Genomic DNA, 15439 nt, shown 5'->3' with positions numbered 1-15439 from the left:
CATGAGCGCGAGATCCAATGAGAAAACGGACCAGCGACGACGATGCCGCGCTGACCCTGTTCGTCGAGGGGGATGCGGACCGCGCGCTGTTCGTGCTGGACGATGCCGGAATCGTGATGACGTGGAATGCCGGCGCCCAGCTGACCACCGGCTGGCTTGCGGCGGATATCGTCGGCAAGTCGGCCGAACTGATCTATCCCGACAGCGAGCGCGAGGCGGGCCAGCTTCGCACCGACATGCAGGTCGCCGAGAAGCGCGGGCGGCTGAGAAACGAGGCGTGGCGGCTGCGCAAGGACGGCACCGAGTTCCTGGCCGATTTCCGCATCACCGTCATGCCCGGGGCGTTCGGATCGCTTCCCCGGTTCGGCGTGGCGATGAGCGACATCACCGACCGCAAGGCGAGCGAACGGGCGCTGGAGCGCAGCGCGCTCCATCTGCGGTCGATCCTTGCCGCGGTGCCCGACGCGATGATCGTCATCGACGAACGCGGCATGATCCTGTCCTTCTCCGCCGCGGCGATCGCGCTGTTCGGATATCCGGAGCCGGAGGTGCTCGGCCGCAACATCGGCATGCTGATCCCCCAGCCCGACCGGATCATGCTGGACGGCAATGCGGTGAGCGGCGAGAAGCTGCTCGCCTGCGCGGGCAGGATCGTGCGCGGATTGCGCCGCGACGGCACCGAATTCCCGATCGAACTGCAGATGGGCGAGGCGGATACCGAAGGGCATCGCATCTTCACCGCCTTCATCCGCGACCTGACCGATCGCCAGCGCGCGGAGCTGAAGCTGGAGGAACTCCAGTCCGATCTGATCCATGTCGCGCGCCTGTCCGCCATGGGGACGATGGCGTCGACCCTGGCGCATGAGCTCAACCAGCCGCTGACCGCGATCGCCAATTATCTCGAGGCCGGCCGCGACCTGTTGAAGCGCGACCATCTCAGCCCCGAACTGGAGGCGATGCTGCACGAGGCCGTCGAGGAATCGGCGCGCGAAGCGCTGCGCGCCGGCGGCATCGTCCGCCGGCTGCGCGACTTCGTGTCGCGCGGCGAGGTCGACAAGCATGTCGAGGACCTGCCGCGGATGATCGACGAGGCCAGCCGCCTGGCGTTGATCGGCGCGCGCGAGCGGGGCGTCTCGGCGGACTTCATCATCAACACCCGTGTCGGCCTGGTGCTGGTCGACCGGATCCAGATCCAGCAGGTGCTGGTCAACCTGATCCGCAACGCGGTGGAGGCGATGGCCGACAGCCCGGTGCGCGAACTGGTGATCGCGGCGCGTCCCGCGGCCAACAACATGGTCCGCGTCTCGGTATCCGATACCGGGTCGGGGATCGATCCGCGCGTCGGCGAGAGGTTGTTCCAGGCCTTTGCCACCGGCAAGGAGGACGGCATGGGCCTTGGCCTGTCGATCTGCCGCACGATCATCGAGGCGCATGGCGGGCGGATCTGGGCCGAACCGCGGATGGGCGGCGGGACGATCTTTCAATTCACCATCATGGGTGCCAAAACAGAGGACCTGGAATGACCGAGCACCGCCTGATCCATATCGTCGACGACGAGGAGACGATCCGCAAATCGGCAAGCTTCATGCTCAGCACGTCGGGCTTCGAGGTCGAGAGCTATGAGGACGGCGTGGCGTTTCTGGAGGCCGCCTCGACCGCGAAGCCGGGCTGCATCCTGCTCGACGTCCGCATGCCGCAGATGGGCGGGCTCGAGGTCCAGGCCGAACTGAACCGGCGCGGGATCGACCTGCCGGTGATCGTACTGACCGGCCATGGCGACATCTCCACCGCGGTCGCGGCGATGAAGGGTGGCGCGGTCGACTTCATCGAGAAGCCGTTCGAAAAGGCGAAGCTGCTCGACGCGATCGACCGCGCCTTCGAACGGCTCGACCAGATCGGGGAGGCGACATCGGGCGAGCATGAGGCGCGCAACCGCCTTTCCGTCCTCACCGGCCGCGAGGTCGATGTGCTGCGCGGGCTGGTGCGCGGCCACCCCAACAAGACGATCGCGTTCGACCTGGGCATCAGCCCGCGCACCGTCGAGGTGCATCGCGCGAACCTGATGGCCAAGCTGGGGGTGCGAAGCCTTTCGGAAGCGCTGCGGATCGCCTTTGCCGCGAGACTGGAGGACGACGAGGAATGACCGGAGCGGCCGGCAGCGATGGCGCGCCGGCCGGAGACAGGGCGCGGATCCTCACCCTGGCGCTGCTGGACGCACGCGCCGAAGACGCGACGATCTGTCCCAGCGAGGTTGCCCGGGCGCTCACCACAGGCGCCAAGGACGAGAGCATGTGGCGCAATGCGATGCCGGCGGTTCATGCGGCAGTGGACGCGCTGGTCAACGAAGGTCGCGTTCAGCTCAGCTGGAAGGGCAACCTGCTGGCTGCACGAGGTGGCCCTTATCGCATCGGCCGGGCCCGCGGCACCGATACTCGCCGATAGATGGCCGATCGGCTCAAGATCTTCTTCGATGGCGGCAGCCGCCCGATGCCGGGCGGCATGGAAATCGCGATCGTCGCCTGCGGCATCCCGACGCTTCGGCTCGGCCTGGGGGCGGGCAGCAGCATGGATGCCGAATGGCTGGCGCTGATCGAGGCGATGGCCGAGGCGGTCCGCCGGAATGCGCCCGACACGCTGCTGCTCGGCGACGCCGCCGCGGTGATCGCCCAGGCCAATGGCACCGTCCGCTGCCCCGCCTCGTGCCGCGCCCATCTGGACCGCTTCCACGCCCTGCCCCGCCCCGCCGGCCGCCTGACGATACGCCATATCGGACGCGGCCAGAACCTGGCCGGCATCGCGCTGGCGAGGCTGCACGGGCGCTAGAAGGCGCCGGTGTCGGCGACCACCTGCCCGAGTGCCCATCGCCCTGGCGTGGGCGGGGCGGCCGGGTCAGCAGTAGAATTACTGATTTCAATTGAAGCCCGAGCGATCGCTTTCCTAGGACCATCACGTAACGACTTGCCTCCGGCTTTGCGTCAGGTTCCGCCGCGGAGATGCAGATGGCAACCCTCGATCCCCAGACGGCGCAACCGGAGCGCCCGCGCATCCTTCTCGTCGAGGAGGATGACGGCGTGCGGCGTTCGACGCACCTGATGCTCCAGGCTCAGGGATTCGATGTCCGTTCGTTCGCGACGCCCGAGGGGCTGATCGCCGATGCGGCGCTCCATGACTCGGAATGGCTGATCGCCGATTACCGGCTCGCCGATAGTGACGGGCTGCAGTTGCTGGCCGCGCTGCGCCGGCTCGACTGGGGTGGCCGCGCGCTGCTGATCACCGCCTTCTCGTCGATCGTGCTGCGCGAGGCGGCGGCCGCCTGCGGGTATGAAGGCGTGATCGAGAAGCCCGTGCGTCCGCACGACCTGTTCGCGCTGCTGGGATCGCCCGCCCTTCCCGAATGACGGAAACGCGGCGTCGGTGGCCCGCCAGTATCGCGGCGCGATCGACTCGCAATTCGGGACAAAAAACTTCTTGCCCGGCCATTGAACCGGGACGGCGCAGAACACATTTGTCTGTTGCCGCCCGCGACCCTCCCCCCCCCCAGCGGGCGGCACCCCCTTCCAGATCGATTATCGCAACAGGCTCGGCGTCCCAGTTCGGGCTGAGGCTGTCGACGCCTGTTTACGCATGTCTGTCGCAAGGCGCCCTTCGACGAGCTCAGGGCGAACGGGTTAGAGGGGGAGTTCTCTCTCCGTTCGGGCTGAGCCTGTCGAAGCCCGCTTGCACCGCGACCGGCACGCCTGTGGTCAAGCGCCCTTCGACACGCGCAGGGCGAAGGGTGGCGCCAGCGCGCCCGGACCGCCCATCCTCAATCCCCGGCGGCCTCGCGCTTCAGCAGGGCGCGCTTGCGGTCGAGGCCATAGGCATAGCCGCCGATGCCGCCGTCCGCGCGCAATGCCCGGTGGCACGGCACCAGGACCGCGACCGGATTGGCACCGCAGGCCGTTCCGACAGCGCGCACTGCCCGCGCCTTGCCTGCGGTCGCCGCGATCTGGGCATAGCTGCGGCTTTCGCCGGGCGGGATTGCGCGCAGCGCCTGCCACACCGCTTCCTGGAACGCGGTGCCGCGCACGTCGATCGGCAAGTCGTGATCGCGTCCCGGCGACTCCACCTCGCGCACGACCCGCGCGGCCAGTTCGGCCAGGGCTGCACCGCCCTCGACGATCTCCGCCGCGGGGAAGCGCCGCGCGAGCGCGAAACGATCCTCGTCGAAGGCGACGCGGCACAATCCCTTGTCGGTCGCAGCGATCAGCAGCGGGCCCAGGCTGGTCTCCGCCACCGTCCAGCGGATCGTCACCCCCGCCCCGCCCCGTTTCCAGGCCGACGGGGTCATGCCCAGCCGGGCATTGGCGGTTTCGTAGAAGCGGCTGGGCGCCGAATAGCCCGCCTCGTAGATCGCGCTCGTCACGCTGTCGTCGCCGGCCAGCGCCTGCGCCGCGCGCGTGGCCTTCAGGCCGCGGACGTAGGCGGCGGGGGTTACCCCGGTCGCCCGCTTGAACAACCGGTGGAAATGATGCGGCGCATAGCCGACCGACTCGGCCAGCGCTTCCAGCCCGATCGGATCCGCGGCTGCCTCCAGCAGCGCAACCGCGCGGGCGACGGCGATGCGGTCGCGGCCGACCTCGTCGGGCTTGCAGCGCAGGCAGGCGCGGAACCCGGCGGCGCGGGCCGACGCCGCATCGGGGTGAAAGACGACATTCTCGCGCCGGGGCCGCCGCGCCGGGCAGCTGGGCTTGCAATAGATGCCGGTGGTCAGGACGGCGCCGACGACGCGACCGTCGAATGCGCGATTGCGCGCCTCGAACGCGGCCCAGGCTTCGTCGTCGGAAAGGCGATGCTGAAGTTCCATGCCGTCCATCTAGGCCCCGCCGTCCGCAACCGCACCCCGCAGCTTGCGGTCAAACCATGCGCGATCCGGTCGGCGCCTGGAAGCACAGCAGATAGCCGTCGGGATCGTGCAGCCAGATCTGGCGCATGCCGTGGCCGCTATCCTCGGGCGCGGTAACCTCGAGCCCGCGGGCGCGCAGCGACAGATGCGCCGCCTCGATATCGACGCAGCCGAAGTACAGGCCGGTATCGGCATGCGCCGACTGGCGCCATGCCTCGCGCGTCGGCGGCCGGTCGCCCACGTCGTAGCCGGTGTTCAGCATCAGGTTGGCAGGGCCCAGCCGCAGCCAGCACCATTGGAAATAGCGCCCCTCGGGCGCCTCGACCTCGGCCGAGGCCTGGACCACTTCGAAGCCGAGCAGTTCGCAATAGAAGCGCACCGAGGCGGGCATGTCGAAGACCTGGATCAACGGACACAGCCCGGTCACCTGCAGCGGCATCGTCGCTCTCCCTTCACCCCAGTGTCGCCTGACCGGGCGGGCCGCGCAATCCCGATCGGGATCGCAAGACCGTAAAAGCGTGAGGCCCGGACGAACGTTCCAACCGCATTGCAATTAACTCCGACAACAGTAACGTTACCGCTAACAAGGCCTGGATCGGACCGGGCGGGGAGAGGTGGATGACGTTCTGGCAACGCACACGGGCGCTGCGATGGTGGATCATCGTGATCGTCATGCTGGGCACGGTCGTGAACTATCTGACCCGCAACACGCTGGGCTTCGCCGCGCCGATCATGCTGAAGGACCTCGGCATCAGCGAACGCGAATATGCCTGGGTCATCAACGTGTTCCAGGCCGGGATCATGATGCAGCCGCTGGTCGGCTATATCCTCGACCGGATCGGATTGCGCTACGGTTTCGCGATCTTCGCCACCGCCTGGGGCCTGATCACCATGGCGCACGGCGCCGTGTCGACCTGGCAGGGGCTGGCGGTGGTGCGCGGCGCGCTGGGCTTCGCCGAGGGGACGGCGCACACCGGCGGGCTGAAGGTCGTGTCCGAATGGTTTCCGGCCAGGGAGCGCGGCATCGCCGGCGGCATCTACAATATGGGCGCGTCGCTGGGCGCGGCCGCGGCGCCGCTGCTGGTGCTGTGGGCGTCGTCGGTCTGGAACTGGCGGGGGGCGTTCGTCATCGCCGGCGCCATCGCGCTGCTGTGGGTACTGCTGTGGCTGGCCTTTTTCCACCCGCTGGACCGCCACCCTTCGGTGTCGGACGAGGAGCGCGACTATATCCGCGCCGGACAGGAGAGCCATGTCCAGGCGACCGGCAATGGGCCCTCGATCCTGTCCATCCTGGCGCAGCGCAATTTCTGGGGCATCGCCCTGCCGCGGATGCTCGCCGATCCGGTCTGGGGCACGCTGACCTTCTGGCTGCCGCTCTATCTCACCTCGCGCGGGTTCAGCCTGGGCGAGACGGCATTGTCGACCTTCCTGCCCTTCCTGGCGGGCGAGCTGGGCTGCCTGTTCGGCCCGACCGTGACCTTCTGGCTCCAGAAAAAGGGCGTGAACCTGGTCAACGCACGGCGCTGGACCTTCACCCTGGGCGCGGTGCTGATGATGGGCATGGCATTTGTCGGATCGGTGGAAAGCGCGGTCGCCGCGGTGATCCTGCTCAGCCTTGGCGGTTTCGCCCACCAGACGCTGTCGGTGACCTGCATCACCCTGGCCAGCGACCTGTTCCGCAAGGACGAGCTGGGCACGGTCGCGGGCATGGCGGGCTTCTGCGCCAATCTGGGCGTGGCGCTATTCTCGACCGCCATGGGCCTGCTGGTCAAGAAGATCGGCTATGATCCGTTCTTCATCGCGCTTGCCGTGCTCGACCTGATCGCCGCAGCCATCCTGTGGACGCTCATCCGGGCGCCGCGCGACACCAGGGGCATCCAGCCCGTATCGGAGCTGCCCGCCGCATGATCCGCAACCCGATCCTTCCCGGATTCAATCCCGATCCGTCGATCTGCCGGGTGGGCGACGATTATTACATCGCCACCTCGACCTTCGAATGGTTTCCCGGAGTCCAGATCCATCACAGCCGCGACCTGGTCCATTGGCGGCTGCTCGCGCGGCCGCTGGTGCGGGCAAGCCAGCTTGACATGCGCGGCGATCCCGACAGCTGCGGCGTGTGGGCGCCGTGCCTCAGCCATGACGGGGCGCGCTTCCACCTGATCTATACCGATGTGAAGCGATACGGCCGCACCACCATGGGCGGGGCGTCGGGCGCCAGCCTGCGCGATTTCCACAATTACCTGGTCACCGCCGACCGGATCGACGGCGACTGGTCCGACCCGGTCCACCTGAATTCCAGCGGCTTCGATCCGTCGCTGTTCCATGACGAGGACGGGCGGAAATATTTCCTGAACCAGCTGTGGGACCATCGGCCCGGCCGCAACCGCTTCGCCGGGATCGTCCTGCAGGAATATGATCCGAAGGAGCAGCGGCTGACCGGCGAGCGGCACCTGATCTTCCCCGGAACCGCGCTCGGCCTGACCGAGGCGCCGCATCTGTATCGCCGCGACGGCTGGTACCACCTGATCGTGGCCGAGGGCGGGACCGGGTGGAACCATGCGGTAACGATGGCGCGCAGCCGCGACCTGCTGGGCCCGTACGAGGTCCACCCCGACGGCCCGGTGCTGACCAGCCGCGACCGGCCCGACGCGCCGCTGATGCGTGCCGGCCATGCCGACCTGGTCGAGACGCCCGACGGCGAGACCTATATGGCCTATCTGTGCGGACGGCCGCTGCCCAATCGCGGGCGGTGCGTGCTGGGACGCGAGACCGCGATCCAGCCGATGCGCTGGGGCGAGGACGGCTGGCTGCGGACGATCGACGGCGATGCGATGCCGGTCGCCAAGGCCCCTGCCCCGGCCCTGCCGACGCATCCCTGGCCGGAGGTGCCGCCGCGCGCCGACTTTGACGACGCGGCGCTGCCGATCGACTTCCAGTGGCTGCGCACGCCCGATCCCGATGCGATCTTCAGCCTGGCCGCGCGGCCGGGGCACCTGCGCCTGCACGGCCGCGAGACGATCGGCAGCCTGTTCACCCAAGCACTCGTCGCGCGGCGCCAGCAGGCGTTTCACTATTCCGCCCGCTGCAGGATGGATTTCGCCCCGCACCATTTCCAGCAGGCCGCCGGACTGGTCGCCTATTATAACGGGTCCAAGTTCCACTATCTGCACGTCAGCCATGACGAGACTGTCGGGCGCCACATCCGGGTGATGTCGGCGCTGCCCGACAGCCCGCAGGCGGACGCCTTCACCGTCCCGGTACCCATCCCCGACGGGCCGATCGAGCTGCGTGCGGAGGTCGACGAGGAACGGCTGCGCTTCGCATGGCGAATCGGCGACGGGGACTGGCAGTGGCTGCCCGAACGGTTCGACGCCTCGATCCTGTCGGACGAGGCGACGGCGCCGGGCGCGCCGAACTTCACCGGCGCATTCATCGGCATGGCGTGCCAGGACATGTCGGGTGCCGGGCTCCACGCCGATTTCGACTGGTTCGACTATCGCGAGCGCGACTATGCGCCCGACCCGGAGGGGCTGCCCTGACGCGCCGCTAGCGCTCCTGCTCCGCCCTGGCCCGGCGCAGGAGCGCCGCCTCCAGTTCGGCCATGACATGCTTCTGGCCGCGGAACGCCTTGGCCATCTGCTCGGTCGCCAGCGGTTCGCGGAACCGGCAGCCATGGCAGCTTTCGTCGATCCAGATGACCTCCGCCTCGCGCAGGCCCGATCCCGCAAGGCCGATCGACACGATCGTCCCCAGCGGCACGTCGAAATCGCCGACGAACGAGAAGCCGGTGCGGGAGAAATCGATGACGATCACGTCGAACGGCTCGCCGTCCAGCCGGCGCACGGTGCTGGCGGCATTGACCGGATGACGCACGTCCGATCGGCGGTCGCCATGTCCCACAAGTTCCAGCCTCGCCACCAGCATCGTCGACCGCCCTGCCGTTTTCACCGGCGCTAGCGATCAGGGGTTAACGAAGTGCTGAGGGAGCGTTCGGAGATGCGCGTGTCCGCGCATTGCAGCACCGGCCCGCTCCCCACCTTTCGTCGCTCGTCTTGACTTAGGACATCGTCGCTGCCATATCGCGGCGCATCGAGGCATCATGCAGCGTGATCGGCGGTTTCCGCCTGGCTCTGCCTCGGTCCATTTTCCAGGCTTCCCATATCACGCGGGGCGTCATTCTTGACCCCGCTTTCGCGCGTCGATTCGACGTGCGCGAGCCGCATAAAGGTTTTCCAATGCAGTTTTCCGAACTCGGCCTCTCGCAGACCGTTCTCTCGGCGCTCGTCGCCAAGGGCTATGACACCGCTACCCCGATCCAGGCACAGGCTATTCCGCCGCTGCTCGAGGGGGCCGACCTGCTCGGCATCGCCCAGACCGGCACCGGCAAGACCGCGGCATTCATGCTGCCGTCGATCGACCGCCTGATCGCATCGGGCAAGCGTCCCCAGCCGCGCGGTTGCCGCATGCTGGTGCTGGCGCCGACCCGCGAGCTGGCCAGCCAGATCGCCGAGAGCGCGCGCCAATATTCGGCGGGCACCAAGCTGAGCGTCGCCACCGTCTTCGGCGGCACCTCGATCGCGAAGAACAAGACCGATCTCGCCCGCGGCGTCGACATCCTGGTCGCCACGCCGGGCCGCCTGGTCGACCTGATCGACCAGTGCTGGGCGATCCTGCTGGGCATCGAGATCTTCGTGCTCGACGAGGCCGACCAGATGATGGACCTCGGCTTCATCCACGCGTTGCGCCGTATCGTCCGCGAGCTGCCGAGCAAGCGTCAGTCGCTGTTCTTCTCGGCCACCATGCCCAAGACGATCCGCGAGCTGGCCAGCCAGTTCCTGCGGTCGGACCCGGTCGAGGTGAAGGTGGCGCCGGTCGCCACCACCGCCGAGCGCGTCGACCAGTCGGTGACGTTCGTCACCCAGCAGGAGAAGCAGTCGCTGCTGACGATCCAGCTGCGCACGCTCGACATCGATCGCGCGCTGGTATTCACCCGCACCAAGCACGGCGCCGACCGCGTCGTGAAGCTGCTGGCGGGCAACGGCATCGCGTCGAACGCGATCCACGGCAACAAGTCGCAGCCGCAGCGCGAGCGTGCGCTGGGCGAGTTCCGCGCGGGCAAGGTGAAGATCCTGGTCGCGACCGACATCGCCGCGCGCGGCATCGACGTGTCGGGCGTCAGCCACGTCTTCAACTTCGAGCTGCCGAACGTGCCGGAGCAATATGTCCACCGCATCGGCCGCACCGCGCGCGCCGGCGCCGACGGCATCGCCATCAGCTATTGCGCCGATGACGAGCGGCCGTACCTGAAGGACATCGAGAAGCTGACGCGCCAGAAGGTGTCGGTGGTTCCGCTGCCCGAGGGCTTCGTCAACGAAGCGGCGAAGATCAAGTCGACCCGCGCGCCCGTCGCGATGGGCCGCGACGAGCAGAATGGCCGCAACGGCCGCTCGATGCAGGGCCAGCGCCCCGGCGGCGGCCGCGGCCAGCCGCCGCGCAAGCCGCGCCCGCAGTTCGAGGCGCGTCCGGCCGGCGAGCGCCGCGACGACAGCCGCCGCGAGGCACCGCGTGGCGACGCCCGCCCCGACAACCGCCAGCAGAACGCGCCGCGCCGCGCCGACGCACCGCGTTCGGATCAGCCGCGTCGCGCCGAAGGCGGTGCCGGTCGCAATGACTGGAGCCGTCTCGACGGGTCGGCGCGCGCCGATGCGCCCCGGGGCGACCAGCCCCGCCGCGCCGACGCGCCGCGTGGCGATCGTCCGCAGGGCGAGCAGCCGCAGCGCGATTATGCCCGCAAGAACAAGTGGCAGGGCCGCCCGTCACAGGGCCCCGGCGGCAATGGCGGCGGTCGCCGGACCAGCGCCGGCCGGTCACGCTGATCGATCCAGTATAATGAAAAAGGAAAGGGTCGGAGCATTCTCCGGCCCTTTTCGTTTATGGTTCGACGAGCACCCGAGATGTTCACGAATTTGAGGGCCTGATGGCACCTCCGATCGCCAATTCGGGGACAGTCGACTTGTGCCTTGCGTGCGCTTATCTGGCCGAATCCGGCGTCCGGTGATAGTGAATGCCCCCTCAATCAAACCAATAACAGGGTCCATATGGCTAGAATGCTCGTCGCGGAGGACGATCCGCTCACCCTCGCTGGCATCGAAATCCTGCTCGACAAGACCAATTTCGAGATCGTCGCCAAGGTGAACAGCGGCGCCGCCGCGCTCGAGATTCTGGCCAGCGCGCGGCCGGACATGCTGATCCTCGACAACTCGATGCCCGAGCGGACCGGGCTCGACGTCCTCCGCACGCTGCGCAATCGCGGCGACAATCGCCCGGTGATCCTGCTGACGGGCAGCCTGAACGACCTGATCACCAAGGAGGCGATGCAGCTTGGCGTGAACGGGATCGTCATCAAGTCGACTGCGCCGCGCGACCTGCTGGTCTGCCTGGAAACGGTCGCGCAGGGCCGCCGCTGGCTCGATCAGGAAGTGATGCAGCGGGCTATGGATCTGGCGATGTCGCCCGACCTGTCAACCGACCCGCTCGATGGGCTGAGCTCGCGCGAGCGTGCGGTCGCCGCGCTGGTCCAGCGCGGATTGCGCAACAAGGAGATCGCCGACGAGCTCGGCCTGACCGAAGGGACGGTCAAGGTCCATCTCCACAAGGTGTTCGACAAGCTGGGCGTGCGCAGCCGGACCGACCTGATCCTGCTCGCGCAGGAGCGCGGCGCCTAGCTATATCCAGGTCTATATCGAAAGAGATAGACGCTTTGGACCAATGGTTAAGCATGGTTCTTGCCTTGGGTTGAATGTCCCCCGGACCGGTCCGGATGCATCTACCCTTCATGATCCGGTCGCGTGTTTTCCTGCTGATGCTGGTGGTGGCGTTCCTCGCCGTCGTCCAGCCGGCACGCGCCCAGGTCACTGCCTATGCTGCCGGCCAGGGTGCCGTGAACAGCATCGACGTCTCGGTCGAGGTCCGCGCATCGGTTCGTAGCCGCTGCGGCTTCGCCGCGGGTGGCGCGCCGGCCGGTTCGATCGACCAGGCCGATTTCGACCAGAGCGGCTTCACCCGCGATTTCGCCATTCAGCTCAACTGCACCGGTGCGTCACGGATCGCGGTGTCGTCGGTCAATGGCGGCATGACCACCGCCACCGCCGGCGCCACCGGCTATGCGACCAAGGCGCCGTATCAGGTCGACCTGAAGATGGTTGCCGACAACGGCACCAGTTCCACCGCGAACTGCCAGGCTGCAACTTTGTCGTCGGGCGGCAGTTGCACATTTGCCGGCACTGCAGGAAGCTCGACCGGACTTCGACTCGGCGGCGCCTCGACTCGCGCCAACGGGTCTTATCTGCGCGTTAGTGCACCTGCCTATAGCGGCGCATCGCCGCTAGTAGCGGGACGCTATACGGACACCTTGACTGTCACCGTCAGCGTCGCGCCATGAAAATAAGGAAATTTTTACGATGACAGGGAGCAAATTCCCGGGTTATTCATTCCTTTGCCATGGCTCGGAGATTCACACTCCCGATTCTAACTTGGCCCGACCCCCGGCTAGTGGCGTCGGCGATAGTCTTTACATTAACTTTATTCGTTACGCCTGCGAAAGCACAGACGGTTGGAGAGGTCGGCGTGGCCGGTCAGGTCTCGCCGCGTTGCTGGGTCGTCGTGGGCAGGACGCAGTCCGGGATCTCGGCGGAACCCAGCGCCATGTGCAATCATGGCAGCCCGACGACGCGCGCGAGCCGGCGTGCGCCGCCGACCGAGGTCACGCTTGCCGCGGTGGAAACCAGCACGGGCCTGGAAGAACTACCGGCTCGCGCCGTGCAGGAGATCGTCGTATCCCCTCGCCTATGAGGTTCGGTACGGCAGCGATTCCACTCATCGGTGTGCTCGCGGCGCTTGCGCCTGCTTTTCCTGCATCAGCGCAAACGCAGATTTCCGCAGTGTGCGGCGTCACCGGCGACGCGACCGCGCCGGCAAGCATCACCTACGACCCCTTCTCTCCGTCCGGGCTGTCCGAAGTGACGATCCCGCTGGTGCTGCGGCGCAACCGCGGCATCTTTACCGGACGCACCAACGAAGTCAGCGTGGTGCTGACCGCACCGGCGGGAACGCCCCCGCTCGACATCACCTATCGCGGATACAAGGTCCTCTATCCCGAAGGGGCGACGGCGGGTCGCCCGCGCGCGCTCGACTCGCGCGACAATGGCGCGGGTGCGGCGGGCGAGATCCGCTATGATTTCGGCGGCCTGTTCGCCTCCGACCTGTCGACCCCGCTGAACCTGCGGGTGACGGTTCCGCCCGGCACCGACCTGTCGGCGGGCGAGCCGATCGTGCTCGACCTTCAATATATCTGTTCGGGCGAAGGCGGCCTGTTCAGCCTGCCGGTGCCCGTGCGCGACGCGGGCTCGCTGCGCATCAACGTCAACACGGTCAGCGCGCTCCAGGCCTATTATGCCGGGTCGGTGCTCGACTTCGGCGAGATCGGCGACGCGACGACGACCGCGGTCCAGGCGGCGCCGGATCGCTATACCACCTCCGCCGGCAACACGCTGCGGGTGCGCAGCTCGGGTCCGTTCGAAGTGCGCATGCGCTCGCAGAACGACTTCAAGCTGACCTATCGCGGCGGCAACCTGGGCGATACGGCGCAGACGATCCGCTACAGTGCGCGGTTCCTGGGGCGCGACGTCGCGTCGAACGCCGCGTCCACGCCGCGCACCTGCGCGCGGGCCGGCATCGCCGGCGAGGCGGGCATGCTGCCGCTGCGGGCCACGCTGCAGGAAGGCGGCGCCTCGAAGACGCCGGCACCGGACTATGCCGATACGCTCATCATCACCTTCACCCCGATCGTCACCGCGTCGTCTGCGGTCAATTGCGCGGGGCTTTGAGGGGCAGCCTGATCCGAAGGATATAGCCCGGCGATTCCGAAGATAGCGCTCTTTTCGCCGCCCGCCAGATGGGCCGGCGGCAGTCTCCAGCGCATAGCGCCGAGATGGGGTGGACAGCCCATCAGGACTATCTGGAGACACGACATGAAGAAGCTGGTTCTTGCTGCGCTCGTTGTCGGCTCGGCCTTCGCGGCGGCTCCCGCCTTTGCCCAGGCCAGCGGCTCGGTCGATGTCAGCGGCACCGTTTCGGCGCGCTGCTCGGCGATCACCCCGATCAACGGCAGCATCACCCTGGGTGAACTCGCCAAGTCCGACGGTACCGTCGATCCCGCCTTTTCGAGCAATACCGGCGGCCTGACCCGCAACTTCACCATCAAGTGCAACGGCGCCAACCCGAAGGTCTCGGTCGATGCCAAGCCGCTGGTGAATGCTGCATCGGGTCCGTCGCCGAACGGCTACACCAGCACCGTCCACTATACCGCGACGGTCGTCGCGCTGGGTGCGGGCGGCGGATCGACCAGCGTCTCGGACCAGTCGCTCAGCAGCGGCGCGACCTCGGGCCAGATCGGTGACCGCCTCGCTGCGGTGTCGAACAACCTCTCGCTGACGGTCGGCAGCGGCCTGACCACCGACTCCAACGCGATGCTCGACGCGGGCGCCTATGCCGGCAAGGTCGAGATCACGGTCGCCCCGGCCGCCTGATTCCCCCTGGCCCCGGCGACCGTCTTCGGCAGGTCCTCGCAGCAGCGAGGGCCTGCCGAATTGATTCCGGGCGGTGTCGATGCGTCCGGCAGGTCGCGTGTCCGGCGACCCGGCTATAGCTTTGGATATAGTTGCTTGTTCCTGAAGTTAGCCTCGTTTTCGCCACCCGCTAAATGTGTCGCCTCCAGTCTCCGGTGCATATCGAACTCGTCGGGGCGGACAGGCCCCAAACGAAATTCCTGGAGATACGACATGAAGAAGCTGGTTCTTTCCGCCCTGGTCCTCGGTTCGGCTTTCGCGGCTGCTCCCGCCTTCGCCCAGGCGAGCGGTTCGGTCGACGTCAGCGGCACCGTGTCGGCACGCTGCTCGGCCGTCACCCCGATCAGCGGCAGCATCACGCTGGGCGAACTTGCCAAGGCAGACGGCACCATCGACGCCGCATTCTCGAGCAACACCGGCGGCCTGACCCGCAACTTCACCATCAAGTGCAACGGCGCCAACCCGAAGGTCTCGGTCGATGCCAAGCCGCTGGTGAACGCAGCGTCGAACAATGCGCCGAACGGCTACACCAACACCGTCCACTACACCGCGACCGTCGTGGCACTGGGCGCCAAGGGTGGCTCGACCAGCATCGCCGACCAGTCGATCAGCACCGGCGCGACCTCGAGCCCGCTCAACGATCGCCTCGCTTCGGTCTCGAACAACATCGCCCTGACCGTCGGTGCCGGCGTGACCACCGACTCCAACGCAATGCTCGACGCGGGCGCCTATGCCGGTAAGGTAGAGATCACGGTCGCCCCGGCTGCATGATTTCCCGATCGGTCTAACGTCCCGGCAGGCCCTTCCGCACGGAAGGGCCTGCCGAACCGATTCCATCGTCCTTGCGTTCGCCCATATGCGCGGACGCCGGGCAGCGCGATGTAATCGACACCGGTGCGCCAGCTCGCTGGAGGCGTGATCCGATCGT

Annotated in this window: 16 protein-coding genes; 13 read left to right on the top strand and 3 right to left on the bottom strand. The window is 67.5% G+C overall.

Translation table 11 applies throughout. The annotated features are described in order from the left end of the window. Nucleotides 1–17: 17 nt before the first annotated feature. From TPR58_RS13885 to TPR58_RS13865, 5 genes are all read left to right on the top strand, one after another. Complete coding sequence (locus TPR58_RS13885) at nucleotides 18–1523, top strand: PAS domain-containing sensor histidine kinase (protein ID WP_346247289.1); 1506 nt, start codon at nucleotides 18–20, stop codon at nucleotides 1521–1523. Then, complete coding sequence (locus TPR58_RS13880) at nucleotides 1520–2143, top strand: response regulator transcription factor (protein ID WP_346247288.1); 624 nt, start codon at nucleotides 1520–1522, stop codon at nucleotides 2141–2143. The genes TPR58_RS13885 and TPR58_RS13880 overlap by 4 nt, the downstream gene beginning before the upstream one ends. Further along, a complete protein-coding gene (locus TPR58_RS13875) occupies nucleotides 2140–2442 on the top strand; it encodes a DUF3253 domain-containing protein (RefSeq protein ID WP_346247287.1) in 303 nt (100 codons plus the stop codon). Before TPR58_RS13880 ends, TPR58_RS13875 begins: the two co-directional genes overlap by 4 nt. Continuing rightward, nucleotides 2443–2823: a reverse transcriptase-like protein gene (locus TPR58_RS13870; RefSeq protein ID WP_346247285.1), complete on the top strand. Its 381-nt coding sequence runs from the start codon at nucleotides 2443–2445 to the stop codon at nucleotides 2821–2823. 176 nt (nucleotides 2824–2999) lie between these two features. Then, nucleotides 3000–3398: a response regulator gene (locus TPR58_RS13865; protein WP_346247284.1), complete on the top strand. Its 399-nt coding sequence runs from the start codon at nucleotides 3000–3002 to the stop codon at nucleotides 3396–3398. Nucleotides 3399–3805: 407 nt separating this feature from the next. Here TPR58_RS13865 and ada read toward each other — a convergent pair whose 3' ends face one another. Both ada and TPR58_RS13855 read right to left on the bottom strand, forming a co-directional pair. Further along, nucleotides 3806–4846 carry a bifunctional DNA-binding transcriptional regulator/O6-methylguanine-DNA methyltransferase Ada gene (gene ada, locus TPR58_RS13860; RefSeq protein WP_346247283.1) on the bottom strand — a complete coding sequence of 347 codons (1041 nt, stop codon included), beginning with the start codon at nucleotides 4844–4846 and terminating at the stop codon, nucleotides 3806–3808. Between the two features lie 49 nt (nucleotides 4847–4895). After that, complete coding sequence (locus tag TPR58_RS13855; protein WP_346247282.1) at nucleotides 4896–5324, bottom strand: VOC family protein; 429 nt, start codon at nucleotides 5322–5324, stop codon at nucleotides 4896–4898. A gap of 179 nt (nucleotides 5325–5503) precedes the next feature. On the opposite strand from TPR58_RS13855, the gene TPR58_RS13850 reads away from it, so the two are divergent. Further along, a complete protein-coding gene (locus tag TPR58_RS13850; protein WP_346247281.1) occupies nucleotides 5504–6793 on the top strand; it encodes an MFS transporter in 1290 nt (429 codons plus the stop codon). Further along, on the top strand, nucleotides 6790–8424 hold the full coding sequence (locus TPR58_RS13845) for a glycoside hydrolase family 43 protein (RefSeq protein WP_346247280.1): 1635 nt from the start codon (nucleotides 6790–6792) through the stop codon (nucleotides 8422–8424). The genes TPR58_RS13850 and TPR58_RS13845 overlap by 4 nt, the downstream gene beginning before the upstream one ends. Nucleotides 8425–8431: 7 nt before the next feature. On the opposite strand, the gene TPR58_RS13840 is transcribed toward TPR58_RS13845, so the two are convergent. Beyond that, complete coding sequence (locus tag TPR58_RS13840; RefSeq protein ID WP_346247279.1) at nucleotides 8432–8809, bottom strand: PilZ domain-containing protein; 378 nt, start codon at nucleotides 8807–8809, stop codon at nucleotides 8432–8434. A 311-nt stretch (nucleotides 8810–9120) separates the two neighbouring features. Here TPR58_RS13840 and TPR58_RS13835 point away from each other — a divergent pair, with 311 nt between their 5' ends. The 6 genes from TPR58_RS13835 (at nucleotide 9121) to TPR58_RS13810 (ending at nucleotide 15282) form a co-directional block, all read left to right on the top strand. Continuing rightward, nucleotides 9121–10761 carry a DEAD/DEAH box helicase gene (locus TPR58_RS13835; protein WP_346247278.1) on the top strand — a complete coding sequence of 547 codons (1641 nt, stop codon included), beginning with the start codon at nucleotides 9121–9123 and terminating at the stop codon, nucleotides 10759–10761. Nucleotides 10762–10983: 222 nt separating this feature from the next. After that, complete coding sequence (locus TPR58_RS13830; RefSeq protein ID WP_346247277.1) at nucleotides 10984–11610, top strand: response regulator transcription factor; 627 nt, start codon at nucleotides 10984–10986, stop codon at nucleotides 11608–11610. Between the two features lie 110 nt (nucleotides 11611–11720). Beyond that, on the top strand, nucleotides 11721–12326 hold the full coding sequence (locus TPR58_RS13825; protein WP_346247276.1) for a hypothetical protein: 606 nt from the start codon (nucleotides 11721–11723) through the stop codon (nucleotides 12324–12326). Between the two features lie 499 nt (nucleotides 12327–12825). Next, nucleotides 12826–13770 (top strand): hypothetical protein, encoded by a 945-nt coding sequence (locus tag TPR58_RS13820; protein ID WP_346247275.1) that lies wholly within the window; start codon nucleotides 12826–12828, stop codon nucleotides 13768–13770. Between the two features lie 144 nt (nucleotides 13771–13914). Further along, nucleotides 13915–14472, top strand: a complete 558-nt coding sequence (locus tag TPR58_RS13815) for a hypothetical protein (RefSeq protein WP_346247274.1) — start codon at nucleotides 13915–13917, stop codon at nucleotides 14470–14472. Nucleotides 14473–14724: 252 nt separating this feature from the next. Beyond that, complete coding sequence (locus TPR58_RS13810; protein WP_346247273.1) at nucleotides 14725–15282, top strand: hypothetical protein; 558 nt, start codon at nucleotides 14725–14727, stop codon at nucleotides 15280–15282. The last annotated feature ends 157 nt before the right edge of the window (nucleotides 15283–15439 follow it).

The organism is Sphingomonas rustica, from assembly GCF_039652585.1.
Classification (GTDB): Bacteria; Pseudomonadota; Alphaproteobacteria; order Sphingomonadales; family Sphingomonadaceae; genus Sphingomonas; species Sphingomonas rustica.
Note: the sequence above shows the minus strand (reverse complement) of the source record. Positions and strands in the feature narration are given on the sequence as shown.

Excerpts from the sequence above, each read along its gene's own strand:
- TPR58_RS13815 (WP_346247274.1), top strand. The coding sequence starts at position 13,915 with ATGAAGAAGCTGGTTCTTGCTGCGCTCGTTGTCGGCTCGGCCTTCGCG.
- TPR58_RS13830 (WP_346247277.1), top strand. The coding sequence starts at position 10,984 with ATGGCTAGAATGCTCGTCGCGGAGGACGATCCGCTCACCCTCGCTGGC.
- TPR58_RS13870 (WP_346247285.1), top strand. The coding sequence starts at position 2,443 with ATGGCCGATCGGCTCAAGATCTTCTTCGATGGCGGCAGCCGCCCGATG.
- TPR58_RS13880 (WP_346247288.1), top strand. The coding sequence starts at position 1,520 with ATGACCGAGCACCGCCTGATCCATATCGTCGACGACGAGGAGACGATC.
- TPR58_RS13885 (WP_346247289.1), top strand. The coding sequence starts at position 18 with ATGAGAAAACGGACCAGCGACGACGATGCCGCGCTGACCCTGTTCGTC.
- TPR58_RS13835 (WP_346247278.1), top strand. The coding sequence starts at position 9,121 with ATGCAGTTTTCCGAACTCGGCCTCTCGCAGACCGTTCTCTCGGCGCTC.
- TPR58_RS13845 (WP_346247280.1), top strand. The coding sequence starts at position 6,790 with ATGATCCGCAACCCGATCCTTCCCGGATTCAATCCCGATCCGTCGATC.
- TPR58_RS13865 (WP_346247284.1), top strand. The coding sequence starts at position 3,000 with ATGGCAACCCTCGATCCCCAGACGGCGCAACCGGAGCGCCCGCGCATC.
- TPR58_RS13855 (WP_346247282.1), bottom strand. The coding sequence starts at position 5,324 with ATGCCGCTGCAGGTGACCGGGCTGTGTCCGTTGATCCAGGTCTTCGAC.
- TPR58_RS13875 (WP_346247287.1), top strand. The coding sequence starts at position 2,140 with ATGACCGGAGCGGCCGGCAGCGATGGCGCGCCGGCCGGAGACAGGGCG.
- TPR58_RS13810 (WP_346247273.1), top strand. The coding sequence starts at position 14,725 with ATGAAGAAGCTGGTTCTTTCCGCCCTGGTCCTCGGTTCGGCTTTCGCG.
- ada (WP_346247283.1), bottom strand. The coding sequence starts at position 4,846 with ATGGAACTTCAGCATCGCCTTTCCGACGACGAAGCCTGGGCCGCGTTC.
- TPR58_RS13850 (WP_346247281.1), top strand. The coding sequence starts at position 5,504 with ATGACGTTCTGGCAACGCACACGGGCGCTGCGATGGTGGATCATCGTG.
- TPR58_RS13825 (WP_346247276.1), top strand. The coding sequence starts at position 11,721 with ATGATCCGGTCGCGTGTTTTCCTGCTGATGCTGGTGGTGGCGTTCCTC.
- TPR58_RS13840 (WP_346247279.1), bottom strand. The coding sequence starts at position 8,809 with ATGCTGGTGGCGAGGCTGGAACTTGTGGGACATGGCGACCGCCGATCG.